The sequence below is a fragment of the Pseudomonas fluorescens genome, from assembly GCF_012974785.1.
In the GTDB taxonomy this organism is placed as follows: domain Bacteria; phylum Pseudomonadota; class Gammaproteobacteria; order Pseudomonadales; family Pseudomonadaceae; genus Aquipseudomonas; species Aquipseudomonas fluorescens_BT.
Map to the genome: position 1 here is coordinate 5,187,638 of NZ_CP027561.1, position 25,280 is coordinate 5,212,917.

At 61.2% G+C, this 25,280-nt stretch carries 23 protein-coding genes and 1 other RNA gene; 5 read left to right on the forward strand and 19 right to left on the reverse strand.

Annotation, left to right across the window (positions count from 1 at the left end; genetic code table 11):
* The first annotated feature begins 63 nt into the window (after positions 1–63).
* A complete protein-coding gene (locus tag C6Y56_RS23520; protein ID WP_169431851.1) occupies positions 64–1,572 on the forward strand; it encodes a sensor domain-containing diguanylate cyclase in 1,509 nt (502 codons plus the stop codon).
* Between the two features lie 61 nt (positions 1,573–1,633).
* On the opposite strand, the gene lpxC is transcribed toward C6Y56_RS23520, so the two are convergent.
* The 18 genes from lpxC to rsmI form a co-directional block, all read right to left on the reverse strand.
* Positions 1,634–2,545: a UDP-3-O-acyl-N-acetylglucosamine deacetylase gene (lpxC, locus tag C6Y56_RS23525; RefSeq protein WP_169431852.1), complete on the reverse strand. Its 912-nt coding sequence runs from the start codon at positions 2,543–2,545 to the stop codon at positions 1,634–1,636.
* Positions 2,546–2,657: 112 nt separating this feature from the next.
* Positions 2,658–3,854, reverse strand: coding sequence for a cell division protein FtsZ (gene ftsZ / locus C6Y56_RS23530; protein ID WP_085709356.1), 1,197 nt, complete (start codon positions 3,852–3,854; stop codon positions 2,658–2,660).
* A gap of 67 nt (positions 3,855–3,921) precedes the next feature.
* Positions 3,922–5,181, reverse strand: a complete 1,260-nt coding sequence (gene ftsA, locus C6Y56_RS23535) for a cell division protein FtsA (RefSeq protein WP_169431853.1) — start codon at positions 5,179–5,181, stop codon at positions 3,922–3,924.
* A gap of 15 nt (positions 5,182–5,196) precedes the next feature.
* Positions 5,197–6,063, reverse strand: a complete 867-nt coding sequence (locus C6Y56_RS23540) for a cell division protein FtsQ/DivIB (protein WP_169431854.1) — start codon at positions 6,061–6,063, stop codon at positions 5,197–5,199.
* Positions 6,064–6,067: 4 nt separating this feature from the next.
* Positions 6,068–7,042: a D-alanine--D-alanine ligase gene (locus C6Y56_RS23545; RefSeq protein WP_169431855.1), complete on the reverse strand. Its 975-nt coding sequence runs from the start codon at positions 7,040–7,042 to the stop codon at positions 6,068–6,070.
* Positions 7,039–8,499, reverse strand: a complete 1,461-nt coding sequence (gene murC, locus C6Y56_RS23550) for a UDP-N-acetylmuramate--L-alanine ligase (RefSeq protein ID WP_169431856.1) — start codon at positions 8,497–8,499, stop codon at positions 7,039–7,041. Before murC ends, C6Y56_RS23545 begins: the two co-directional genes overlap by 4 nt.
* Positions 8,492–9,562, reverse strand: a complete 1,071-nt coding sequence (gene murG / locus C6Y56_RS23555; protein ID WP_169431857.1) for an undecaprenyldiphospho-muramoylpentapeptide beta-N-acetylglucosaminyltransferase — start codon at positions 9,560–9,562, stop codon at positions 8,492–8,494. The genes murC and murG overlap by 8 nt, the downstream gene beginning before the upstream one ends.
* Entirely contained in the window at positions 9,552–10,769 is a 1,218-nt protein-coding gene (gene ftsW / locus C6Y56_RS23560; protein ID WP_423815203.1) for a putative lipid II flippase FtsW, read from the reverse strand. Before ftsW ends, murG begins: the two co-directional genes overlap by 11 nt.
* Positions 10,766–12,112 carry a UDP-N-acetylmuramoyl-L-alanine--D-glutamate ligase gene (gene murD, locus C6Y56_RS23565; RefSeq protein WP_169431858.1) on the reverse strand — a complete coding sequence of 449 codons (1,347 nt, stop codon included), beginning with the start codon at positions 12,110–12,112 and terminating at the stop codon, positions 10,766–10,768. The genes ftsW and murD overlap by 4 nt, the downstream gene beginning before the upstream one ends.
* 5 nt (positions 12,113–12,117) lie before the next feature.
* Positions 12,118–13,200, reverse strand: a complete 1,083-nt coding sequence (gene mraY, locus C6Y56_RS23570; RefSeq protein WP_015096766.1) for a phospho-N-acetylmuramoyl-pentapeptide-transferase — start codon at positions 13,198–13,200, stop codon at positions 12,118–12,120.
* The gene (locus tag C6Y56_RS23575; RefSeq protein ID WP_169431859.1) at positions 13,200–14,567 is read right to left on the reverse strand and encodes a UDP-N-acetylmuramoyl-tripeptide--D-alanyl-D-alanine ligase; all 1,368 of its coding nucleotides are present in this window, start codon (positions 14,565–14,567) and stop codon (positions 13,200–13,202) included. The genes mraY and C6Y56_RS23575 overlap by 1 nt, the downstream gene beginning before the upstream one ends.
* Positions 14,560–16,023: a UDP-N-acetylmuramoyl-L-alanyl-D-glutamate--2,6-diaminopimelate ligase gene (locus C6Y56_RS23580; RefSeq protein WP_169431860.1), complete on the reverse strand. Its 1,464-nt coding sequence runs from the start codon at positions 16,021–16,023 to the stop codon at positions 14,560–14,562. Before C6Y56_RS23580 ends, C6Y56_RS23575 begins: the two co-directional genes overlap by 8 nt.
* A complete protein-coding gene (locus C6Y56_RS23585) occupies positions 16,023–17,762 on the reverse strand; it encodes a peptidoglycan D,D-transpeptidase FtsI family protein (protein WP_169432701.1) in 1,740 nt (579 codons plus the stop codon). Before C6Y56_RS23585 ends, C6Y56_RS23580 begins: the two co-directional genes overlap by 1 nt.
* Complete coding sequence (ftsL, locus tag C6Y56_RS23590) at positions 17,762–18,055, reverse strand: cell division protein FtsL (RefSeq protein ID WP_007956777.1); 294 nt, start codon at positions 18,053–18,055, stop codon at positions 17,762–17,764. The genes C6Y56_RS23585 and ftsL overlap by 1 nt, the downstream gene beginning before the upstream one ends.
* Positions 18,052–18,999, reverse strand: a complete 948-nt coding sequence (rsmH, locus tag C6Y56_RS23595; protein WP_039766256.1) for a 16S rRNA (cytosine(1402)-N(4))-methyltransferase RsmH — start codon at positions 18,997–18,999, stop codon at positions 18,052–18,054. Before rsmH ends, ftsL begins: the two co-directional genes overlap by 4 nt.
* Positions 18,996–19,451, reverse strand: coding sequence for a division/cell wall cluster transcriptional repressor MraZ (gene mraZ, locus C6Y56_RS23600; RefSeq protein WP_003205355.1), 456 nt, complete (start codon positions 19,449–19,451; stop codon positions 18,996–18,998). The genes rsmH and mraZ overlap by 4 nt, the downstream gene beginning before the upstream one ends.
* Before the next feature lie 403 nt (positions 19,452–19,854).
* Positions 19,855–20,208: RNase P RNA component class A (gene rnpB / locus C6Y56_RS23605), an RNA gene on the reverse strand.
* 73 nt (positions 20,209–20,281) lie between these two features.
* Positions 20,282–21,187 (reverse strand): 16S rRNA (cytidine(1402)-2'-O)-methyltransferase, encoded by a 906-nt coding sequence (rsmI, locus tag C6Y56_RS23610; protein ID WP_169431861.1) that lies wholly within the window; start codon positions 21,185–21,187, stop codon positions 20,282–20,284.
* A gap of 177 nt (positions 21,188–21,364) precedes the next feature.
* Between rsmI and C6Y56_RS23615 the strand changes: the two genes are divergently transcribed.
* The 4 genes from C6Y56_RS23615 to C6Y56_RS23630 all read left to right on the forward strand — a co-directional run bounded on the left by C6Y56_RS23615 (position 21,365) and on the right by C6Y56_RS23630 (position 24,809).
* Positions 21,365–23,176 carry a penicillin-binding protein activator gene (locus C6Y56_RS23615; protein ID WP_169431862.1) on the forward strand — a complete coding sequence of 604 codons (1,812 nt, stop codon included), beginning with the start codon at positions 21,365–21,367 and terminating at the stop codon, positions 23,174–23,176.
* Entirely contained in the window at positions 23,176–23,538 is a 363-nt protein-coding gene (locus C6Y56_RS23620) for a YraN family protein (RefSeq protein WP_011335870.1), read from the forward strand. The genes C6Y56_RS23615 and C6Y56_RS23620 overlap by 1 nt, the downstream gene beginning before the upstream one ends.
* A gap of 102 nt (positions 23,539–23,640) precedes the next feature.
* Positions 23,641–24,234, forward strand: coding sequence for a phosphoheptose isomerase (locus C6Y56_RS23625; protein ID WP_169431863.1), 594 nt, complete (start codon positions 23,641–23,643; stop codon positions 24,232–24,234).
* Complete coding sequence (locus C6Y56_RS23630) at positions 24,231–24,809, forward strand: BON domain-containing protein (RefSeq protein ID WP_169431864.1); 579 nt, start codon at positions 24,231–24,233, stop codon at positions 24,807–24,809. The genes C6Y56_RS23625 and C6Y56_RS23630 overlap by 4 nt, the downstream gene beginning before the upstream one ends.
* 51 nt (positions 24,810–24,860) lie before the next feature.
* Here the strand turns inward: C6Y56_RS23630 and C6Y56_RS23635 are convergent, their stop codons facing one another.
* The gene (locus C6Y56_RS23635; protein WP_007956787.1) at positions 24,861–25,274 is read right to left on the reverse strand and encodes a ClpXP protease specificity-enhancing factor; all 414 of its coding nucleotides are present in this window, start codon (positions 25,272–25,274) and stop codon (positions 24,861–24,863) included.
* Positions 25,275–25,280 lie beyond the last annotated feature (6 nt).

Consider the following 25,280-nt stretch of genomic DNA (forward strand, 5'->3'; position numbering starts at 1 on the left):
GCGTGTGCGGCAGCGACGTTTGTACAACTACGCTTATAAGACTCTTCAACCGATAACCCAACCATGATCGCGAGCCGCACCCCACCCGCTACGGGCAAGACCGGACGTCCGGAGCTGCTGCTGATCTTCGGCAGTTTGCTGAGCGTCATCGCGATTGTGTGCATCGTCACTTTTCTGCTGATTCGCGAACGCGCCAACGCTCAGGAATCGGCGACTCGCAGCGCCACCACCATCGCCCAACTGATCGACGCCGATGTGCTGCGCACCGTCGAACTGTATGACCTGACCCTGCAAGGATTGATCGCCGCCGCCCAGCGCGACGACCTGAAAAACGTGTCGCCGCAGATCCGCCACCTGGCGCTGTTCGACCGCTCCACTACCGCGCGCTTCAAGGGCGACATCCTGCTTCTCGACAAGCATGGCGAGGTCATCGCCGACTCTTCGCGGATCGAACCGCTGCCGGGCAACTTCGCCGACCGCGACTACTTCCTCGCCCACGCCTTCAACCGCGACGCCGGCATGTTCATCAGTCGCCCGTTCAAGCCGCGTTGCGACTGCGACGACGCCAACCAGTGGCGTATCAGTTTCAGCCGACGTATCTCTTCGGACACCGGCGAATTCCTCGGCGTAGCGGTGGCGTCAATGAAGCTCGATTATTTCGACCAGTTGTTCAACAGCCTCGACATCGGCGTCGACAGCACCCTGAACATCATCAACAACGACGGCATCCTGCTGGCCCAGAAGCCTTATCTGCAAAGTGATTCGATCGGCAAGAGCTTCGCCGCCCGTCCCAATGTTGTGAGGATTCTGCGCGATCGCAGCGGCAATGGCAGTTTCAATAGCATTTCGAGCATGGATCATCAGCAACGGCTGTACACCTACTCCCAGGTCGGCAACCTGCCGCTGACAGTGATCGTGGCGCTATCGAGTGAGGAAGTGTTCGGGGCGTGGAAGCGCACGGCAATTCTGATCAGCGGCGCCACCGGTGTGCTCTGCCTCGGACTGCTGTGGCTGACCTGGCTGCTGGTCAGAGAACTGCGTCTGCGCCAGCGCGCCGAACATGAGCTGGCCCAACTGGCGGCCACCGATGCTCTGACGGGGGTCGCCAACCGGCGCATGCTCGACCAGTCGTTGCGTCATGAATGGTTTCGTGCGCAGCGCTCGGGCAAATCCTTGTCACTGCTGATGATCGACGCCGATCACTTCAAGGCATTCAACGACCGGCATGGCCATCAGGCCGGGGATCAGGCCCTGCGTGAACTGGCCAAGGTCATTACCGCGAATGTGCGACGCCCGACGGATCTGGTGGCGCGCTACGGCGGTGAAGAGTTCTCGGTGATCCTGGCAGAGACCGATAGCGCAGGCGCGCGACAGATTGCCGAGCATGTGCGGGCTGGCGTTGAGCAATTACCGCGTATGGAGGGCGATGAAATGCCGATGACAGTGAGCATCGGTATCAGCACCTGGACGGTAGCGAGTGAAATCAGTCTGGAACAACTGTTGTTCGCGGCGGACCGGGCGCTGTATCAGGCCAAGGAAGGAGGCCGGAACCGGGTGGTGCTGGCGTCCTGAACACAGGCATAAAAAAAGGCCACCCAAAGGTGGCCTTCAAAAAACTAGAGAGGTTTTTTACTTACACTGCCGCAACCGGGCGCATGTAAGAGATCGGTGCAGTGCTGGCGTCTTCGAACGTCACGACTTCCCAGGCGTCTTTCTGCTCAATCAGTTTGCGCAGAAGCTGGTTGTTCAGTGCGTGGCCGGACTTGAAGCCCTTGAACTCACCAATCAGGCTGTTGCCCAGCAGGTACAGATCGCCAATTGCATCGAGGATCTTGTGCTTCACGAATTCGTCTTCGTAGCGAAGGCCGTCTTCGTTCAGCACGCCATCGGCATCGACCACGATTGCGTTTTCAACGCTGCCGCCGAGTGCGAGGTTGTGCTTGCGCAGGTACTCGATGTCACTCATGAAACCGAAAGTACGGGCGCGGCTGACTTCTTTTACGAACGAAGTGCTGGAAAAATCCACGCTTGCACTTTGGGTGCGGTTCCGGAATACCGGGTGATCGAAATCGATCTCGAAGCTCACCTTGAATCCGTCGAAAGGGACGAAAGTGGCGCGCTTGTCGCCGTCTTCCACTGTCACTTCACGCAGGATGCGGATGAATTTCTTGGCGGCGTCCTGTTCTTCCAGGCCTGCCGATTGAATCAGGAATACGAAAGGTCCTGCGCTACCGTCCATGATCGGGACTTCGGACGCGGAGAGCTCGACGTAGGCGTTATCGATGCCCAGGCCAGCCATGGCCGAGAGCAAGTGCTCTACCGTGTCCACTTTGACGTCGCCATTGATCAGCGTCGTCGACATAGTGGTTTCACCGACGTTTTCCGCGCGGGCAGGAATCTGCACCACAGGGTCGAGGTCAGCGCGACAAAACACAATGCCAGTGTCGACAGGCGCAGGCTTGAGGGTCAGGTAGACCTTCTCCCCGGAGTGCAGGCCTACACCTGTGGCACGGATAATATTTTTCAGTGTGCGTTGTTTAATCATGGCTTGGGCCGCTTCAGCGCAAATTGCGAACTGGTATCAACAAAGGCTGGCGATAATAGCAGACCGAGCCTTTGCTGAACACCAATCACCTTCATAGCCCTGATACATTCCATCAATCAGCCTGACGACGCAGGAAAGCCGGGATGTCCAGGTAGTCCAGGTCATCTTGCGGATTCATCTTCGCGGCAGTCGCAGCACCGGCCTGAGCCTGGTTGCGCATGACGGTCGGACGGTCCAGATCACGGTAGTTCACAGCAGGTTGTTCCTGACGCGCAGGGGCCTGTTGTTGCACCGGAGCGGAAGCCATGGTGGTGTGAACGGTGTTGTCGATGACCTTCACAGGCTTCTCGATTTTCGCGCCCAGACCCGTGGCAACCACAGTCACGTGCAGCTCGTCACGCATGTCCGGATCGATAACGGTACCGACCTTGACCATCGCGTGCTCGGAAGCGAAGGCTTCGATGATCGAACCCACGTCGGAGTACTCACCCAGGGACAGGTCAGGACCGGCAGTGATGTTCACCAGGATGCCGCGTGCGCCTTGCAGGTTCACGTCTTCCAGCAGCGGGTTGCGGATGGCCGCTTCGGTGGCTTCACGTGCACGGTTCGGACCGCTGGCGCAGCCAGTGCCCATCATCGCCATGCCCATTTCGCTCATCACGGTGCGTACGTCGGCGAAGTCGACGTTGATCATGCCCGGACGCTTGATGATGTCGGAGATACCGCGAACGGCACCGGCCAGTACATCGTCAGCCTTGGCGAAAGCCGACAGCAGGCTGGCGTCTTTGCCGAGGATGGTCAGCAGTTTTTCGTTCGGAATAGTGATCAGCGAGTCGACGCTTTCCGAAAGCATGCGGATGCCTTCGTCGGCAATCTGCATACGCTTGCGGCCTTCGAACGGGAACGGACGGGTCACGACCGCAACGGTCAGGATGCCCATTTCCTTGGCCACTTCGGCGATGATCGGCGCCGCACCGGTACCGGTACCGCCGCCCATGCCGGTGGTGATGAACACCATGTTGGTGCCCGCCAGCACTTCAGCGATGCGCTCGCGATCTTCCAGCGCAGCCTGACGGCCGACTTCCGGGTTGGCGCCGGCACCCAGGCCTTTGGTTACGCCGGTGCCCAGTTGCAGAATGGTGCGCGCGCCGATGTTTTTCAGCGCTTGAGCATCGGTGTTGGCGCAGATGAACTCGACGCCTTCGATGTTGCTCTTGACCATGTGGTTGACAGCGTTGCCGCCGCCACCGCCAACACCGATAACTTTGATTACCGGGCTTGCGGGGATGTTGTCTACGAGTTCGAACATTTTCCCTCTCCTTACATTCTCTAGTTTTTTCGCCTACTGCTGTTTGTTGCGGTGCTGCGGTAAAGCTTTAGAAGTTGCCTTGAACCCACTTCTTCAAACGGTCCAGCAACGGCGCCTGCGGCTCCTCGTTGCTGTAGCTGTCGCGGCTGCCGATGCCCGAGAACGAGATCCCGTCGGACTGCTTCTGCAGGCCGTACATCAACAAGCCAACGCCAGTGGAATAAATCGGGTTGCGCACCACGTCATCCAGGCCCTTCACGCCGTGCGGTACACCGAGGCGTACCGGCATGTGGAAGATTTCCTCGGCCAGTTCGGTGGCGCCTTCCATTTTCGAGGTACCGCCGGTCAGCACGATGCCGGCCGGGATCAGGTCTTCATAACCGCTGCGACGCAGCTCGGCCTGGATCAGGGTGAACAGCTCGTCGTAACGCGGCTCGACCACTTCAGCCAGGGCCTGACGGGACAGTTCGCGCGGCGGACGGTCGCCGACGCTTGGCACCTTGATGGTTTCGCCGGCACCGGCCAGTTTGGCCAGAGCGCAGGCGTAACGGATCTTGATCTCTTCGGCGTACTGGGTCGGGGTGCGCAACGCCATGGCGATGTCATTGGTCACCTGATCGCCGGCAATCGGGATCACGGCCGTGTGGCGGATTGCGCCTTCGGTGAAGATCGCGATGTCGGTGGTGCCGCCGCCGATGTCGACCAGGCACACGCCCAGTTCTTTTTCATCGTCGGTCAGGACCGAGTAGGCCGAAGCCAGTTGCTCGAGAATGATGTCGTCGATTTCCAGACCGCAGCGACGCACGCATTTTTCAATGTTCTGCGCAGCGTTGACGGCACAGGTCACCACGTGAACCTTGGCTTCCAGACGCACGCCGGACATGCCCAGCGGCTCGCGCACGCCTTCCTGGTTATCGATCACGTAGTCCTGCGGCAAGGTATGCAGCACACGCTGGTCCGCCGGGATCGCCACTGCCTGGGCAGCGTCGAGTACGCGCTCCAGGTCAGCGGAGCTGACTTCGCGGTCGCGGATCGCCACGATGCCGTGGGAGTTCAGGCTGCGGATGTGATTGCCCGCCACGCCGACGAACGCCGAGTGAATGCGGCAACCCGCCATCAGTTGGGCTTCCTCGATCGCGCGCTGGATCGATTGCACGGTGGACTCGATGTTCACCACCACGCCTTTCTTCAGGCCGCGGGACGGATGAGTGCCGATCCCGACGATTTCCAGCGAGCCGTCGTCCGCAACCTCGCCGACCAGCGCCACCACCTTGGAGGTGCCGATATCGAGACCGACGATCATTTTGCCGCTTTGCACGTTTGCCATGGGTCCTGCCTCTTCTTAATTCTTTGCGACAGCGGGTTGGGCTGTCGTCGGCGCTACTGGTTCCCGCCAGCCAACAGCGAGGCCGTTGGCATAGCGCAGATCGATGCGCGCAATGTTCGTAATCTGGTCTTTAAGCGTCTTGTCGTAGATGGCAATGAAGCGGCGCATCTTTTCCACCAGGTTGCCGCGTCCCAGCAGCAACTCGATGCCGGGGCCGGAACTGCCGGCACCGGTGGTCAGGAACCAGCTGCCACGCTCGCGCAGTTCCAGGCGCGCGATCGAGAAGCCCAACGGCCTGAGCATCTGACTCAGCACCTGGTATTGCTGCATCACTTGCTGCTGGGCCCGCTGCGGGCCGAACAGCTGTGGCAGGTGTTCGTAATTCGCCAGTTCCTTGGGCGTGAACGCCTGGCCCTGGTTGTTGAGCAGCGACTCGTCACCCCAACGGGCCACGGGCAGTTGCTCTTCGAGGCGGATCACCACCTGATCCGGCCACACCCGACGGACTTCGGCGTGAGCGATCCAGGGCATCTGTTCCAGCTCCGAGCGCATGCTGGCCAGGTCGATGGTGAAGAAGCTCGACGCCACGTAGGGGGCGATTCGCTGCTGCACCGCCTGCTGGCTGATGTAGCTCAGATCACCCTGCACGGCGATTTTGGTGATCGGCCGGTCGGCATACGGCAGCAAACGCTGCGCGCCTTCGTAAGTGCCGAAACCGAGCGCCACCAGCAGCACCGGCCAGAACAGGCCTTTGAGGAACCCGAAATTGGCTTTCGGCAGGCGCGCGGACATCGGCTCTTTGGCCACCATTCGGCTGGCACCCCGCGGCACCGGCTTGCGGCCGGGAGCGGGTGGCTGATGTCTGAGCTGTGCGCCTTGCATGGTCTTAACCTCGCGCCTCTTTATGGCCATCGGCATCGACACTGGCGGCCAGAATGGCCAGAACCAGCTGCTGGAAATCCAGACCGGCCGCTTTCGCCGCCATCGGTACCAGGCTGTGATCGGTCATGCCGGGAGCCGTGTTGACTTCCAGGAACCAGAATTTTCCGTCGGCGTCCTGCATCACGTCCGCCCTGCCCCAACCGGCGATACCCAGCGCCTCGCAGGCTTGCGCCGTGAGGTCCATGAGTTCTTTTTCCTTGTCGGCATCGAGCCCGCACGGAATCCGATACTGGGTATCGTTGGCGATGTACTTGGCGTCGTAGTCGTAGAACGTGTGCGGCGTACCCAGGGCGATAGGAGGCAACACCTGGTCACGCAGGGTGGCGATGGTGAACTCGGGACCGTGGATCCATTGCTCGACCAACACTTGCGAATCGTAGGTACTGGCCGCTTTCCATGCGTCGATCAACTCGGACGCAGAACTCACTTTGGCCATCCCGATACTTGAACCTTCATGCGCCGGTTTGACGATCAAAGGGAAGCCCAGTTCCGTCGCTGCCGAAATACAATCGGCCTCGCTGCGCAGCACGGCGTGACGCGGCGTTGGAATACCGAGGGTGTGCCAGACCTGCTTGGTACGCAGTTTGTCCATCGCCAGCGCCGAAGCCAGAATGCCGCTGCCGGTGTAGGGAATACCGGCCACTTCGAGCAGGCCCTGCATGCTGCCGTCTTCACCGCCACGACCGTGGAGAATGATGAAGGCGCGGTCGATCTTTTCACTCAACAGACGCTGCAGAATATCGGCGCCGACATCGATCCCGAATGCGTCCACACCGGCGCTTTGCAGCGCAGAAAGCACGGCGTTGCCGGACTTCAGCGAAACTTCACGCTCGGCACTCAGGCCACCGAACAGCACGGCGACACGGCCGAAGTCTTTCGGGGCAATGGTGGAGAACAGGTTGGCGTAGGCAGCAGTCATTTCAACTTCCCCTCGACCGGTGCGGCCACGGCACCGGCGAACAACTCGCTTTTCAACAGTTTCGGTGCAAGACCGCCGATGTCGCCGGCGCCCTGGCACAACAGAATGTCGCCGGCACGCAGCAACGGCTTGACCAGCGGCGCCAGGTCGACACCACGCTCGATGTAGATCGGGTCCAGTTGACCGCGCTGACGGATGCTGTTGCACAGCTTGCGGCTGTCGGCACCCGGGATCGGCTCTTCGCCGGCCGGATAGACTTCCATCAGCAGAAGCACGTTGGCGTCGGCCAGTACATTGACGAAATCGTCGTACAGGTCGCGGGTGCGGCTATAGCGGTGCGGCTGGTAGACCATCACCAGACGGCGCTCAGGCCAGCCACCGCGTACAGCCTTGATGACGGCCGCGACTTCGGTCGGGTGATGACCGTAGTCGTCGACCAGCATCACGTTGCCGCCGTCCACCGGCAGTTCGCCGTAGACCTGGAAGCGGCGGCCGACACCCTGGAACCCGGACAGGCCCTGTACGATGGCTTCATCGCTGACGCCTTCGTCGGTAGCGATGCAGATGGTCGCCAGGGAATTGAGCACGTTGTGGTTGCCCGGCATGTTCACGGACACATCCAGCGGCTCGCGATCAGGGCGCAGCACAGTGAAGAAGGTCTGCATGCCTTGTTGGCGCACATTGATGGCGCGCACGTCGGCGTCTTCGCTGAAGCCGTAGGTCATGGTCGGACGTTTCACCTGCGGCAGGATTTCACGCACCACCGGATCGTCCAGGCACATCACCGCCAGACCGTAGAACGGCAGGTTGTGCAGGAACTCGACGAAGGTTTTCTTCAGTTTGTTGAAGTCACCGTCGTAGGTCGCCATGTGGTCGGCGTCGATGTTGGTCACCACAGCCACCAGCGGCTGCAGGTGCAGGAAACTGGCGTCGCTTTCATCGGCCTCGGCGATCAGGTAACGGCTGGTGCCGAGCTGGGCATTGGTGCCCGCGGCGTTCAGACGGCCACCGATGACGAAGGTCGGATCCAGGCCACCGGCCGCAAACACCGAAGCGATCAGGCTGGTGGTGGTGGTCTTGCCGTGGGTACCGGCGACGGCGATGCCGTGGCGGTAGCGCATCAGTTCGGCAAGCATTTCGGCACGCGGTACCACCGGGATGCGGCGTTCCAGTGCGGTCGCCACTTCCGGGTTGGACGTGTTGACGGCGCTCGACACTACCAGCACATCGGCAGCAGCGGCGTTCTCGGCACGGTGGCCGATGAAAATCTGCGCACCGAAGGATTCCAGGCGCTCGGTGACCGGCGAAGCCTTCAGGTCGGAACCGGACACGGCGTAACCCAGGTTCAGCAGCACTTCAGCAATACCGCACATGCCCACGCCGCCGATTCCGACGAAGTGGATGCGACGGATGCGGCGCATTTCCGGTTGCGGCATGGCTTTCTGATTCTCAACCATGGGCCACCTCCAGACAGGTATCGACCACGCTGCGGGTGGCTTCGGGTTTCGCCAGACGGCGGGCCGCTCGGGCCATTTCTTCAAGTCGTTGCGGTTGCATCAAGACCTCTGTCAGGCGCGCGGCAAGGTCCGCGGCACCAGTCGTTCTTTGCGGCATCAGGAAGGCAGCGCCTTCACGGGCCAGATAATCGGCGTTGCGGGTCTGGTGATCGTCGATCGCGTGGGGCAAGGGCACCAGCATCGACGGCAGACCGGCGGCGGCCAGCTCGCTGACGGTCAATGCGCCTGCGCGGCACACCACCAGGTCAGCCCAGCCATAGGCCTGAGCCATGTCCTTGATGAAGGGCTGCACCTGCGCGTCCACGCCGACAGCGCGGTAGCGCTCTGCAGTCACTTCATCGTGATTTTTGCCGGCCTGATGAAACACCTCCGGACGCAGGTCGACAGCGACTTGCGACAGGGCTTCAGGCAGCAACTTGTTCAACGGTTCTGCCCCCAGGCTTCCGCCCAGGATCAGCAAACGCGCCTTGCGTCCGGCCAGGGCCGCACGCGGTGTTTCGAGGAACAGCTCGCTGCGCACCGGGTTGCCGGTGGTACGGCGGCTGTCCGACAGGGTAAAGGTGTCGGGGAACGCTTCACACACCCGGGCGGCGAACGGCACCAGCAACCGATTGGCGGTGCCAGCCACAGCGTTCTGCTCGTGAACGATTACCGGCACGCCGGCCAGTTTGGCGGCAATGCCACCAGGACCGGTCACATAACCACCGAAACCAACCACGCACACCGGACGCAGGCGGCGAATGATCGCCCGCGCCTGCCAGACCGATTTCAGCAACATGAACGGTGCCTTGAGCAACGACAGCTTGCCCTTGCCACGCAGGCCAGTGGCGTTGATGCGATGCAATTCGAGGCCGGCGGCCGGCACCAGGTCGTTCTCGATCCCCCGTGGCGTGCCGAGCCAGTGCACGGTGTAACCCCGCGCCTGAAATTCACGGGCGCAGGACAGCGCCGGGAACACGTGGCCACCGGTACCGCCGGCCATGATCAATACGTTAGCGCCCATGGTTCGGCTCCTCGGCGAAGTCGCTCTCATGGAATTCCATCTCTTCACTGCCCAGGTGGGTCCGGCTCTCCCACTCGATCCTCAGCAACAGGCCAAGGCAGGCACAGCAGATCACCAGGGAACTGCCGCCGTAACTGAGGAACGGCAAGGTCAGGCCCTTGGTCGGCAGCAGGCCGACGTTCACGCCGATGTTGATCAGGAACTGACCGATCCACAGGAACGACAGACCGTAGGCAACATAAGCGGCAAAAAACTGTTTGGCTTTCTCGGCCCACAGACCGATGTACATGCCGCGAATACACACGAACACGAAGAGCGCCACGGTGCACAGCGAACCCACCGCGCCCAGCTCTTCAGCCAGTACCGAAAACACGAAGTCAGTGTGGGCTTCCGGCAGGTAGAACTGCTTCTGCACGCTGTTGCCCAAACCAACGCCCAGCCACTCGCCGCGACCGAAGGCGATCAAGGCCTGGGACAATTGATAACCGGCACCGAACTGGTCCGCCCACGGGTCGGCGAAGTTGGTCAGACGCGCCATCCGGTAGGGTTGCATCTGGATCAGCAACACCACCGCCGCCACCGCCAGCACCACCATCAGCGAGAACCGGAACAGCCCGACCCCGCCAAGGAACAGCATCGCCGCTGCAGCCCCCATCATCACAACGGTGGCACCGAAGTCCGGTTCCATCAGCAGCAGGCCCGCCATCGGCAGCAGCACGATGAACGGCTTGAAGAAGCCCATCCAGCTCTCGCGCACTTCCTTCTGGCGACGCACCAGATAACCGGCGAGGTAAATCACCACGAACACCTTGGCGATTTCGGACGGCTGAACGTTGAAGAAGCTGAAGCCGATCCAGCGCATCGAACCGTTCACCTCACGGCCGATCCCCGGGATGATCACCATCACCAACAGACCGAATGCGCCGATCAGCATCAGCCAGCCCAGACGCTGCCAGGTGGCGATCGGAATCATCATGGTGACGATGCACGCGCCCAGGCCCAGCACCACATAGATCAGGTGACGGGTCATGTAGTAGAGAGCGCTGCCCGATTGCACCGCACCCACCTCGGTCGAGGCCGAGGCGATCATGATCAGCCCCAGGCCGAGCAGCGCCAGGCAACCGGCGAGCATGGGGAAGTCGAGGTCGATCCCACGTCCGGTGATGATCGGAGACGGATACGGTTTGATGATGTTTCGCAGGCTCATGCCAGTTCCTCCACGGCGCGGACGAACTGGTGACCACGGTCTTCGTAATTCTTGAACATGTCGAAACTGGCGCAGGCCGGCGACAGCAGCACCACGTCACCCGGCTGGGCGGCGGCGCGGCATTTCTCGACGGCGTCGATCAGCGTGGTGGCGCGGATCAGCGGCACGGCATCACCGATGGCCTGGCCGATTTTGTCGGAGTCACGGCCCATCAGGATCACGGCGCGGCAATGGGCAGCCGCCGGATCGCGCAGGTCCTTGAATTCGGCACCCTTGCCGTCGCCGCCGGCGATCAGCACGACCTTGCCGCTGATGTCCGCACCCAGGCCTTCGATGGCGGCCAGGGCGGCGCCGACGTTGGTGGCTTTGGAATCGTTGTAGTAACCGACGCCGTCCAGGTCACGCACCCACTGGCAGCGATGTTCGAGGCCGGCGAAGTTGCGCAGGGCCGTTAGCATGGCGTCGAACGGCAGCCCGACTGCGTGCCCGAGCGCCAGCGCCGCCAGGGCGTTCGACTGGTTGTGGGCGCCGCGAATCTTCAGTTCACGCACCGGCATCAGGTTCTGGAATTCGAAGGCCAGGTATTTCTCGCCATTCTCTTCGCGCAGACCGAACGCCTTGAAGTCGGGTGGGGTGAGGCCGAAGGTCCAGCATGGCTGGCCCTCGCCCATCAGTGGCCGGGTCAGGGCGTCCTGACGGTTGACCACGAATTGTTTCGCGCCACGGAAGATCCGGTGCTTGGCCAGGTGATAGGCCGGCAGGCCGCTGTAGCGGTCCATGTGGTCTTCGCTGATGTTGAGCACGGTCGCCACTTCGGCGTTGAGCTGATCGGTGGTTTCCAGCTGAAAACTCGACAGTTCCATCACGTACAGCTCGACGTCATCGCTGAGCAGATCCAGCGCCGGCGTACCGAGGTTGCCGCCCACCGCCACGCGCTTGCCGGCCGCTGCCGCCATTTCACCAACCAGGGTGGTGACAGTGCTTTTCGCGTTGGAACCGCTGATGGCCACGATCGGCGCCTTCGCGTTACGCGCGAACAGCTCGATGTCGCCGGACAACTTCACACCACGGGCCGCGGCGGCTTGCAGGGCCGGGGTCGCCAGCGCCAGGCCGGGGCTCACGTAGAGCTCGTCGGCACGGCACAGGAACTCGACGTCCAGCTCGCCACAACGCACTTCCACGTGCGGATAGTCACGCTGGAGCGTGGCCAGTTCCGGTGGATTTTCCCGCGTGTCGGCCACGGCAAACGCCACACCCCGGTTCGCCAGGAAGCGAACCAGGGACATGCCGCTCTTGCCGAGGCCGACAACGATGCGGAAGTGGTCAGAAGCGATCAGAGACACTCGTTCTACCTCAGCTTCAGGGTGGCAAGGCCGATCAGCACGAGAATCACGGTGATGATCCAGAAACGGACGATCACGCGCGGCTCGGGCCAGCCCTTGAGTTCAAAGTGGTGGTGTATCGGAGCCATGCGGAACACACGACGACCGGTCAGCTTAAAGGAAGCCACCTGAATGACGACTGACAGGGTTTCCATCACGAACACGCCGCCCATGATGAACAGGACGATTTCCTGACGGACGATCACCGCGATGGTGCCCAGAGCAGCGCCCAGCGCCAGTGCGCCGACGTCGCCCATGAAGACTTGCGCCGGGTAGGTGTTGAACCACAAGAAGCCCAGACCGGCACCGATCAGCGCGCCGCAGAACACGATCAGCTCGCCCGCGCCCGGCACGTACGGGATCAACAGGTATTCAGCGAATTTCACGTTACCCGACAGGTAGCAGAAGATGCCCAGGCCACCGCCGACCATCACTGTCGGCATGATCGCCAGACCGTCGAGGCCGTCGGTCAGGTTGACCGCGTTGCTCGAACCGACGATCACGAAGTAAGTCAGCACGATGAAACCGGCGCCCAGCGGAATGCTGTAGTCCTTGAGCATCGGCAGGATCAGGGTGGTTTCCACCGGCGTGGCGGCAGTCATATAAAGGAATATCGCCGCGCCGAGACCGAACACCGACTGCCAGAAATACTTCCAGCGACTCGGCAGACCACGGGAGTTCTTCTCGATCACTTTGCGGTAGTCATCGACCCAGCCAATGGCACCGAACAGCAGGGTCACCAGCAACACGACCCACACGTAACGATTGCTCAGGTCGGCCCACAGCAGGGTACTGACGCCGATGGACGACAGAATCAGTGCGCCACCCATGGTCGGCGTACCGGATTTGGACAGGTGCGATTGCGGGCCGTCGTTACGAACCGATTGGCCGATCTGACGGTTCTGCAGGGTGCGGATCATCCACGGGCCGTAGCACAGCGACAAGACCAGCGCGGTCAGCACACCGAGAATCCCGCGCAGGGTCAGGTACTGGAAGACCGCGAAGCCTTTGTAGAACTGTTGCAGATACTCCGCTAGCAGCAGCAGCATTAATGTTTCTCCAGACTGGACCCGCACAGGGCCGCAACGATGTTTTCCATCGCTGCGCTGCGCGAACCCTTGATCAAAATGGTGGTGTTTTTATCCTGCTCGGCGCCGAGGGCCTGGATCAGTTCGGCCTGCGTGCCGAAGTGATGCGCCTCGTTGCCGAATGCGTTCACGGCGTGGACCATGTTCGGCCCGACGGCGTAAAGCGCGGAAACCTTGCCCCGGGCGTATTCGCCCACGTCGCGGTGCCCCTGCTCCGCCCAGTCGCCCAACTCGCCGATATCCCCGAGCACCAGGACGGTGCGGCCGGAAAAGCCGGCGAGTATATCAACGGCCGCGCACATGGAGGTGGGGTTCGCGTTGTAAGTGTCATCGATCACGCGCATGCCGTTTTTCGCCAGTTGCGCGACGGTGCGACCCTTGACCGGTTGTACCGCGCCAAGCCCGGTGGCGATGCCGAACAGCGACACGCCCAGGGCGTGAGCAGCAGCGGCAGCGGCCAGGGCATTGGCGACGTTATGGGTGCCGAGCAGGTTCAGTTGAACCCGTTCCACACCTTCAGGACTGTGCAGGTTGAACGCCGGGCAGCCTCGGGCATCAGTGGCCAGATCGCTGGCGTGGAAATCCGCTTGCGTGTTGCTCAGCGCGAAAGTCAGCACTTTGCGACCGGCGGCGCGGAGCTTCCAGATACCGAATGCCTTGTCATCGAGATTCAGCACGGCGATGCCATCGGCGGCCAGCCCTTCGATGATTTCGCCTTTGGCTTCAACGATTTTCTCGGGCCCGCCGAACTCGCCAACGTGAGCGGTGCCGGCGTTGTTGAGGATCGCTACGTGCGGCTTGGTCAGCCCGACGGTGTAAGCGATTTCACCCAGACGCGAGGCACCCAGTTCGATCACTGCCGCGCTGTGCTCCGGGGCAAGTTCGAGCAGGGTCAGCGGTACGCCGAGGTCGTTGTTCAGGTTGCCACGGGTCGCGTGTACCGAGCCGCGCGTACGCAGGATGCTCGCGAGCATTTCCTTGACCGTGGTCTTGCCGCTGGAGCCGGTCACGGCCGCAACCGGTCTGGTGAACGCGGCACGGTTCAATGCGCCCAGTTGACCGAGGGCCTGACGGGTGTCCTTGACCAGCAATTGTGGCAGCGTGCTGTCGGCGACTTCGCGCTCGACCAATGCAGCAACGGCGCCTTTGGCAGCGACCTCGTTCAGATAGTCATGACCGTCGAAGCGCGGACCGGTCAATGCAACAAACAGTTGGCCAGCCTTGATGGCGCGGCTGTCGATGCTCACGCCGTCGAAGCTTGCGTCCGCGCTGATCAACCGCGCGTCGAGTGCGTTGGTCAGTTCGCTGAGTTTCAGGGCCTTAAGCATGGGCCACCTCCCAGGCGGTCAGGGCGTGATCGGCCTCGACCAGATCGGAGAATGCGTGGCGCTCGCCGTTGATTTCCTGATAGTCCTCATGACCTTTGCCGGCCAGGACAATCACGTCATCCGCCGAGGCGCTGGCAATCAGTTGTGCGATGGCCTGGCCACGACCGGCCACGAACGTCACGTTATCCACAGCCGTGAAGCCGGCGCGGATGTCATCGAAGATCACCGCTGGATCTTCGGTACGCGGATTGTCATCGGTGACCAGCACGCGGTCGGCCAGACGCTCGACCACTTCGGCCATCAACGGGCGTTTGCCGCGATCACGGTCACCGCCACAGCCGAACAGGCACAACAGTTGGCCTTTGACGTGCGGACGCAACGCAGTCAGAACCTTTTCCAGCGCATCGGGCGTGTGGGCGTAATCGACCACCACCAGCGGCTGGGTGCCACCACCGAGACGTTGCATGCGTCCGGCCGGGCCTTCGAGTTTCGGCAGCACCTTGAGGATTTCGTCGAGGGCGTAATCCAGGCCAAGCAAGGCGCCGACCGCGGCCAGTACGTTGCTCAGGTTGAAACGACCGAGCAGCGTGCTGCGCAGATGGTGTTCGCCCTGCGGCGTCACCAGCGTGGCGCGCACGCCATGGTCGTCGAACTGTGCTTCGCGGACATATAGATACGCGCTGCTGTCGAGCAGGCTGTAAGTGATCAGGCGCGACTCACGTTTTTCAGCGGCCAGTTGCCGGCCGAAATCGTCGTCCAGATTGACCACGCGGCACTTCAAGTCATTCCAGGCGAACAGCTTGGCTTTCGCTTCGGCGTAGGCCTCCATGGTGCCGTGGTAATCGAGGTGATCGCGGGAAAGGTTGGTCATCACCGCCACGTCGAACGCCAGCGCGGTGACCCGGCCCTGATCCAGGCCGTGGGACGAAACTTCCATGGCCACGGCTTTGGCACCGGCCTTTTTCAGGTCGCCCAGGGTCGCCTGCACGGCAATCGGATTCGGCGTGGTGTGCAGGCCGCTTTGCAGCGAGCCATGGAAACCGGAACCGAGGGTGCCGACGATGCCGCAGTGCTGACCGAGCAGGTCCAGCGCCTGGGCAACAAGCTGGGTCACGCTGGTCTTGCCGTTGGTGCCGGTGACGCCCACCAGGTTCAGGTGATGGCTTGGTTCACCGTAAAAACGTCCGGCGATATCCGACAACTGCGCTGCCAGACCTTTGACCGGAATCAGCGGCACATCAGTGATCGGCAACACGGTGGCGCCTTCCACTTCGTAAGCCACGGCGGCCGCCCCACGGGTGAGTGCGTCAGCAATGTGCGCACGACCGTCGAACTTGCCGCCCGGCACCGCGAGGAACAGGTCGCCTGCGCGTACGTTGCGGCTGTCGAGCGCCAGTTCACGGATCAACAGATCGTGGCCGGCGTGGGGGAATATCTTGTTCAGACTAAGAGACATCAGCCGCGCCCTCCATTGGCTTTCAGCGGAACAGCCGGGGTGGCATTGGCTTGCTGGGTATTCGGCAGGTTGTCCGGGGTGATGTTCATCAGGCGCAGAGTGCCGGACATCACACGGCTGAACACCGGCGCCGACACCAGACCACCGAAGTAGCCGGCCTTGGTCGGTTCATCGATCACCACGACGATGGCATAACGCGGATCGCTCATCGGGCCGAAACCGGCGAACAGCGAGCGATAGGAATTTTCGGCATAGCCCTTGGTGCCCACCGAGGTCTTGCGGGCGGTACCCGACTTCCCGGCCACGTGATACGCCGGGACTTGAGCACGGAACACGCCACGTGGTGCTTCGATTACTTGCTGCAGCATGCCCTGCATGGTTTTCGCCACGGCTTCCGGCAGCACCTGGGTGGTCTGCGGCGCCTTGTCGGTTTTGATCAGAGTCAGCGGTGCGAGACGACCGTTGTTGGCCAATGCCGAGAACGCGTGCACCAGCTGGATCGCGGTCACCGAAACACCGTAGCCGTAGGACAGCGTTGCGGTTTCAGCTTTACGCCACTCGCGGTAGTTCGGCAGGTTGCCGACACGTTCACCCGGGAAGCCGAGGCCGGTGTCCTGGCCGAGACCGACCTTTTGTGCGAGACGGAAAATGGTTTCGCCGCCAATGTCGAACGCGACCTTACTCATACCAACGTTACTGGAATTGATCAGAATGCCGGTCAGGTCAAGCACCGGACCTTCGGTCTTCGATACGTCTTTGATGGTGTACTTGCCGATCTGCAGGGAACCCGGATACACCTCGACGGTGTCGCTCGGTTTCCAGCGGCCGGTTTCGATCGCGGCGCTCATCGAGATCGCCTTCATGGTCGAACCCGGTTCGAACACGTCGATCATCGCGCGGTTACGCATCATCGCCGGCTGCAGGTTGCGACGGTTGTTCGGGTTGTAGGTCGGCTGGTTGACCATGGCGAGGATCTCGCCGGTCTTCACGTCCATGATCACCAGACTGCCGGCCTTGGCGCCGTTCTCGATGATCGCGTTGCGCAGCTCGCGGTTGGCCAGGTATTGCAGACGCAGGTCAATGGACAACGCCAAGGGCTTGCCGGCCTTGGCGTTCTTGGTGACCTGGACATCCTTGATCAGCCGTCCGCGCCGATCCTTGATGACTTGCCGCTTGCCGGGTACGCCGGCCAGCCACTCGTCGTAGGCCAGTTCGACACCTTCACGGCCGTGGTCGTCGATGTCGGTGAACCCGACCATGTGCGCAGTGACTTCACCGGCCGGATAGAACCGGCGGAACTCTTCGATGCCGTAGACGCCCGGCACTTTCAGGTCGAGCACAGCCTGGCCCTGCTCGGGGGTCAGTCCGCGCACCAGATAAATGAATTCCTTGTTCGCCTGGGCTTCGAGGCGCTCGGCCAGGGCTTTCGGGTCTTGGCCCAGGGCAGCGGCGAGTGCCGGCCACTTTTCTTTGGCCAGCTGCATTTCCTTGGCGTTGGCCCATAACGTGGTCACCGGCGTACTCACGGCCAGAGGCTCGCCATTGCGGTCGGTGATCAAACCACGGTGCGCCGGGATCGGAATGTGACGAACGCTACGTGCATCGCCCTGCCCCTTGAGGAAGTCACGGTCGATCACCTGCAGGTCGATGATGCGCCAGCAGATCGCGGCCACCATCATGCCCAGCAGACCAACGACCAGACGGAAGCGCCACGGGAAGAGTGCCCCTTCGAGTTTCATCATGGCGCCACCATCTTCACGTCAGCCGCGCCAGGGATGTGCATCTTCAGTTGTTCGGTAGCCAGTACTTCGATCCGGCTGTGGGCGGTCCAGGTGCTCTGTTCCAGAATCAGACGCCCCCACTCGGCCTGCGCCTTGTCGCGCACGCTGAGTTCGTTGTACAGGGTGTTGAGCAACTGCCGGTTCCAGTGGGCGCTGTAGGAAACGCCGATGGCCGACACGAGCACGCCGATGAACAGCAGCAGCATGAAAAAGCTGCCGCCAGGCAGTGGTTTGGCGAAAAGCTTGCTCACCGCAACTTCTCCGCGACGCGCATGACGGCGCTACGAGAACGTGGGTTGGCCTTGAGCTCGGCGTCGGAGGCCGTCTGCGCTTTGCCATGGACTTTGATTTTCGGTTCGAACGCAACGTGGCGAACCGGCAGGTTGCGCGGCAGGTTGTCGGCTTCGCCTTTCACCAGCTTGCGCATGAACAGTTTGACGATGCGGTCTTCCAGCGAATGGAAGCTGATGACGACCAGACGGCCGCCCACTTCCAGGCATTCGAGCGCGGCTTCAAGGCCTGCTTCCAGATCGCCCAGTTCGTTGTTGACGTGAATGCGCAGGCCCTGGAATGCACGGGTGGCCGGGTTCTTGCCCTTTTCCCACGCCGGGTTGGCGACTTTCAGAACTTCGGCCAGATCAGCGGTACGCTCGAACGGCGTGATGTCACGACGTTCGGCCACGGCACGGGCCATGCGACCGGAGAAGCGCTCTTCGCCATATTCCTTGAAAACACGGGCGATTTCTTCCACCGGCGCGGTGTTGACGAACTCGGCTGCACTGATGCCACGGGACGGATCCATGCGCATGTCCAGCGGGCCATCGTTGAGAAAACTGAAGCCGCGCTCGGCATCATCGAGCTGCGGCGAAGACACGCCCAGATCCAGCAGAATGCCGCTGACCTTGCCAGCCAGACCCTGTTCGGCAACCACCGAACCCAGTTCGGCAAAGCTGCGCTGCACAACGACAAAGCGGCCGTCTTCGGCCGCTAGCGTTTGCCCGGTGGCAATCGCTTGAGGATCCTTGTCAAATCCGATGAGCCGGCCATCAGGCCCGAGCTTGCTGAGGATCAATCGACTGTGCCCGCCGCGCCCGAACGTGCCGTCCAGATAGCAGCCATCAGGACGTACGGCGAGAGCCTCGACGGCTTCGTCAAGCAGTACGGTGATGTGGTTAAAGCCGCTATCAATAGTCACAGGATCAGATCACGCAGTTCGTCAGGCATGGCGCCCGGTTGTTGTATGGCAGCCAGGTCAGCGGCAGAAACCGCGTTCCAGGCATCTTCGTCCCACAGTTGGAACTTGTTCAGTTGGCCCACCAGCATCGCGCGCTTGTCGAGCTTCGCGTATTCGCGCAGGCGCGGCGGCACCAGGAAACGACCACTGCCGTCGAGCTCGAGGTCAACGGCGTTACCAATCAATAAACGTTGCAGACGACGGTTCTCTTCGCGAAGCGAAGGAAGCGCGCGCAACTTGGTTTCAATAATTTCCCACTCATCGAGCGGGTAGACACACAGGCACGGATCAACGGCATCAATGGTCACGATCAACTGGCCGGAACTACGCGAAACGAGCTCGTCACGGTACCGGCTCGGCATGGCGAGACGGCCCTTTGCGTCGAGACTGATAGCGTTAGCTCCGCGAAACACGTCTGCGTTTCTCCAATTTTTATCGTTTTGAGCTCAAAAAACCCACTTCATGCCACTTTCCGCCACTTGCGCACACTATAGGAATGCGCCCACCACACCGTCAAGGCGCGGATCAAAGGAAAACCCTTACAGAACGGAGATTTAGGAGCATAAAAGGAGGAGCAACGAGAATCCGGCGGATGCTTTTATCCAATAACTTGAGACAGCACTGACAGCTGCGCTCGAAAGTTAAAGTAATTTGTTAAGAGTAAGATTTTTTCGGTATTACAAAAGCGCTTCTGCTGTTGATTGAAGCAAGGTGGGAAATGGCTATTACTGCGATTGCCGCCGCCGGAATTCCAGAGCAGGCCTGCTGATAATAAACAGCCCTGTCGCCTTTAATTCAAGCAGGGAAAAGAAAAAGGTGGAGAGTCGATCTGTAAGCCGGGTTCTGTCTTGAACAGTCATTCGTCTACGATGGCCATCACTGGACATCTTTAGCAACCTACCCGGTCCCAGCGCGGGCCACGCCTTGGGACCCTATTTGGTCTTGCTCCAAGTGGGGTTTACCTAGCCACGAACTGTTGCCAGACGTGCGGTGCGCTCTTACCGCACCTTTTCACCCTTACCGGCGCCGAAGCGCTTAGGCGGTTATTTTCTGTGGCACTTTCCGTAGGCTCACGCCTCCCAGGCATTACCTGGCACTTCGCCCTATGGAGCCCGGACTTTCCTCCCCCCCCTAATTTTCATAGAGGGCAGCGACTGTCCGATCGACTCTCCGCCGCGCAGGTTAACGGCAGAGCGCTCGAAGAACAAGCGCTAATAGCCCGCCAACCGGTCTGCGCGACGGGTTACGCGTCTTTTTGCTGATCCAGCGCGACTTGATACAGCACGTTTTTGCGCTCACCGGTGATTTGCGCTGCCAAAGCGGCCGCACGCTTGAGCGGCATCTCTTCGAGCAGCAGATTGAGGATGCGCATCGCCTCGCTGCTCACGGCATCTTCTGACTCCGGCGCAGTCCAGCCAGCCACGACCACCACACATTCGCCACGCTGCTGATTGCTGTCCGCCTCGACGAATGCCCGCAGCTCGGCCAGCGGCAGCCCCTTGAGGGTTTCAAAGGTCTTGGTGATTTCCCGGGCAAGCAATGCCGGGCGATCAGCGCCAAACACGGCTTCCATATCCTGCAGACACTCAAGAATACGATGCGGCGCCTCGTAGAAAATCAGCGTGCGCGGCTCTTCCTTGATGGCTTCAAGGCGTGCCTTGCGTCCAACCGCCTTGGCCGGCAGAAAGCCTTCGAAGATAAAACGGTCGGATGGCAGACCGGCCGCGGACAAGGCAGCAATCAGCGCACAAGCCCCCGGCACCGGCACCACATTGATGCCGGCTGCACGGGCCTGACGCACCAGGTGATAACCCGGATCGGAAATCAGCGGGGTACCGGCATCGGAAATCAGCGCGACGTTGTCGCCTGCCAGCAGACGAGTGATGAAACGACTGCCTTCATCACGTTCGTTGTGCTCGTGACAGGCCGCCAGCGGCGTGGAGATGCCAAAGTGCTGCATCAGACGCTGGGAATGGCGCGTGTCTTCGGCGGCGATCAGCGCCACCTCGCGCAGGATCTTCAACGCCCGGGCGCTGATGTCATCCAGGTTGCCGATGGGCGTCGCCACCACATAAAGCGAGCCTGCAGCGGAATTCAAAGCACCTGGAGCAGTCAAAGCGCACACCTCATGATCGGTAAAAACCGCCATTGTAGCGCGTCGCGCAACTGACGATGCGGCCGCGGCAGACACGGTTTGTCGCACCATTGTGCGGTCGCGCAACATTTACATCATCTAAATTGACGGTTTCACACCAGTAACATCGCGCCCCGGCCAGCGCTTGGGTACAATTCGACGCTAATTTGATCGAGTATCAGGAACACTTACATGATCGCTTGTCTGCGGCTGTTCACTGCCCTCTGCCTCGCTGCCTTGCTGGCGGCCTGCGCCAGCTCCCCTTCCTCCAGCCTTGGCGAACTTCCACGGACTCCGGATGCCAGCATCGAGCAACTGCTCGAACAGGCCGCCCAGGCCAAATCGCCGGACAAGGCTGCGCTGCTGCGCCTGAGTGCGGCGGACATGGCTTATCGCCAGGGCAATGCCGGACAGTCCGCGCAAATCCTGCAACAAGTGCCGATGGAGCAACTCCAGCCAGGCCAGCAGGCATTCGCCAGCACTTTGTCTGCTGAACTGGCGATGACCCGCAATCAGCCCAAAGCCGCACTGGCAGCCTTGAACCATCCAAGCCTGCAACGCCTGAGCGAAATGTCGGTGCCGTTGCAGGTTCGCGCCGGCACCGTTCACGCCCGTGCCCTTGAGGCCGACGGTCAGACCCTGGCTGCGGCACGCGAGCGCATTTTCATTGCGCCGATGCTCGAAGGCGAAGCCGCGAGCAAGAACCACGAAGCCATCTGGACCCTGATCGCCTCGCTGCCGACCGATCAACTGCAACCCAACGGGACCGACGACCTCGCCGGCTGGATGAGCCTGGCCCTGGCCGTGAAAACCGCCGGCACCCTGGAACAGCAACAGGCAGCCATCGACGACTGGCGCTCTCAGCACCCGAAACACCCGGCCGCCATCAACCTGCCGCTGCCACTGACCAAACTCAAGGAGCTGGCCAGCCAGCCCCTGAGCAAGATCGCCCTGCTGCTGCCACAGGACGGCCAACTGGCCTCTGTCGGCAAGGCACTGCGTGACGGCTTCATGGCCGCGCACTATCAGGCTCAGCAAGCCGGCCAGAAGCCACCGGCCATCGTGTTCTATGACAGCTCGCACCTGACCAACATGGACGAGTTCTACCGCAAGGCCCAGGCCGACGGCGTGCAACTGGTTGTCGGGCCGCTGGAAAAACCACTGGTCAAACAGCTGAGCACCCGCCCGCAACTGCCAATCACCACCCTCGCTCTGAACTACAGCGAAGGTGACCAGGGCCCGGCGCAGCTGTTCCAGTTCGGCCTCGCCGCTGAAGACGAGGCCCGTGAAGTCTCCCGCCGCGCCCGCGCCGACGGCCTGCACCGCGCCGCGATCATGGTGCCGAAAGGCGAATGGGGCGACCGCGTCCTGCGCGCCTTCAGCCAGGATTGGCAAGCCAACGGTGGCAGCATCGTCGCCACCGAACGCGTTGACCAGCCAGTACAACTGGCCCAGCAAATCGCCGACATGTTCCAGCTGCGTCAGAGCGAAGCCCGTGCCAAGAGCCTGCAGAACGCCGTCGGCACCAACGTTGCTGCTCAGCCTTCGCGTCGCCAGGACATCGAATTCATTTTCCTCGCCGCGACACCGCAACAGGCCCAGCAGATCAAGCCGACCCTGAACTTCCAGTACGCCGGTGACGTTCCGGTCTACGCCACTTCCCACGTGTTCAGCGCCAGCGGCGACGTGAACCAGTACAACGACATGAACGGTGTGCGCTTCTGCGAAACCCCTTGGCTGCTGGATACCAACGACCCGCTGCGCAAACAGGTCGCCGCGCAATGGCCACAAGCCTCCGGCAGTCTTGGTCGTCTGTATGCAATGGGTGCCGATGCCTACCGCCTGGCCCCGCGCCTGAGCCAGCTCAAGACCCTGCCGGACAGCCGCATCGAAGGTCTGTCGGGCAGCCTGGGCATGACCCAGAGCCAACGCGTGGTACGCCAGTTGCCATGGGCCCAGTTTGTCAGCGGCCAGATCCAGCGCCTGCCGGACACTCCGCGCTGATGCCCGACAGGTCACACCTGCAAAGCGGCAAGGATGCCGAGCGTCAGGCGCTCGAGCATTTGCAACACCAGGGTCTGCGCCTCCTGGCGCAGAACTGGTTATGTAAACGCGGCGAGCTTGATCTGGTCATGCTTGATGGCGATACAGTAGTATTCGTCGAAGTACGTTACCGAAAGAACACTCAATGGGGTGGAGCGCTCGACAGTATCGACGGGCGCAAACGGCAGAAACTGATTTTCGCCGCACAATATTTTCTTCAGCGCGAGTCGCGCTGGGCAAATTCCCCCTGCCGCTTCGACGTGGTGGCCATCGACAGCCATCAGGATCAGTTGAACTGGTTGCAGAATGCGTTCGACAGTTGACCGCCTGCACCGACCCGGACATTTTCACTCAACACTTTTGCTCTTTGCTTTGCGGGCTGCACATTCACGTGCCGGACAGCCGCGCCAATTAAGGTCACACAGATGGACATGCAATCCCGAATTCGCCAGCTTTTTCAGGCCAGTATCGACACCAAGCAACAGGCGATGGACGTACTTGCACCGCACATCGAGCAAGCCAGCCAGGTAATGGTCAACGCCCTGCTCAACGAAGGGAAAATGCTCTCGTGCGGCAACGGCGGCTCGGCCGGCGATGCCCAGCACTTCTCCTCGGAACTGCTCAACCGTTTCGAGCGCGAGCGTCCGAGTCTGCCTGCCATCGCGCTGACCACCGACAGCTCGACCATCACCTCGATCGCCAACGATTACAGCTACAACGAAGTGTTCTCCAAGCAGATCCGCGCACTCGGCCAGCAAGGCGATGTATTGCTGGCGATTTCGACCAGCGGCAACTCGGCGAACATTATTCAAGCGATCCAGGCCGCACATGATCGCGAAATGATTGTCGTAGCATTGACCGGTCGCGATGGCGGCGGCATGGCGTCACTGCTGCTGCCTGAAGACGTCGAAATTCGCGTACCGGCCAACGTCACCGCACGTATTCAGGAAGTCCACTTGCTGGCGATCCATTGCCTCTGCGATCTGATCGACAGCCAACTGTTCGGGAGTGAAGAATGACCCCTAATCGCCTTGGCCTTCTGGCCTTGACCCTGTGCCTCGGCATTTCTGGCTGCACCTCGGTGGTGAACGCCAGCCGTGAAGCACCGATCGAAGACGATCGCGGCACCCGCACCTTCGGCAGCAAGATCGACGATTCGCTGATTGAAACCAAGGTCGGTGTCAACGTGGCCAAGGCCGACCCGGCTCTGGACAACGACTCGCACATCGTCGTGACCAGTTTCAACGGTGTCGTGCTGCTGGCTGGACAGACCCCGCGCGAAGACCTGAAGGCCAAGGCCGAACAGGCTGCCGCCAACGTGCAACGCGTGAAGAAAGTACACAACGAGCTGCAAGTGATTGCGCCTTCGAGCTTCCTCGCCCGCCAGAACGATTCCTGGCTGACGACCAAGATCAAAACCCAGATGCTCACCGACGCCAGCATTCCTGGCTCACGCATCAAGGTCGTGACCGAAAACGGCATCGTCTATCTGCTTGGCCTGCTGACCAAACAGGAAGCCGCACAGGCCACCAATCTGGTGCAGGGTGTTTCTGGCGTGCAGAAAATCGTGAAGCTGTTCGAATACATCGACTGATACACAAAGCGCAGGCACAAAAAAGGCGATCCGGTTGGATCGCCTTTTTTATTACTTCACCACTTTCAGGCTTGGCCGACCGCTTGGGCGCGGCGGCTCGCTGTCCGGTGGCGGAACATCGTCATCCTGCTCGATCTCGTCTTCGTCATCCATCGGCGACTCCAGATCGAACACCATGCCCTGACCGTTCTCCCGGGCATAGATCCCCAGAATTGCAGCAATCGGCACGTACAGGCTATGAGGAACGCCACCGAAACGACCTTCGAAGGTCACGACGTCGTTGTCCATGTGCAGATGCCGCACGGCACTTGGCGAAATATTCAGGACAATCTGTCCGTCACTGGCAAAGCCCTGTGGCACCTGTACCGCCGGGTACTCGGAATTGACCAGCATGTGCGGGGTGCAATCGTTATCCACAATCCACTCGTAGAGCGCGCGGACCAGATAAGGTCGACTGGAGTTCATAGCGGC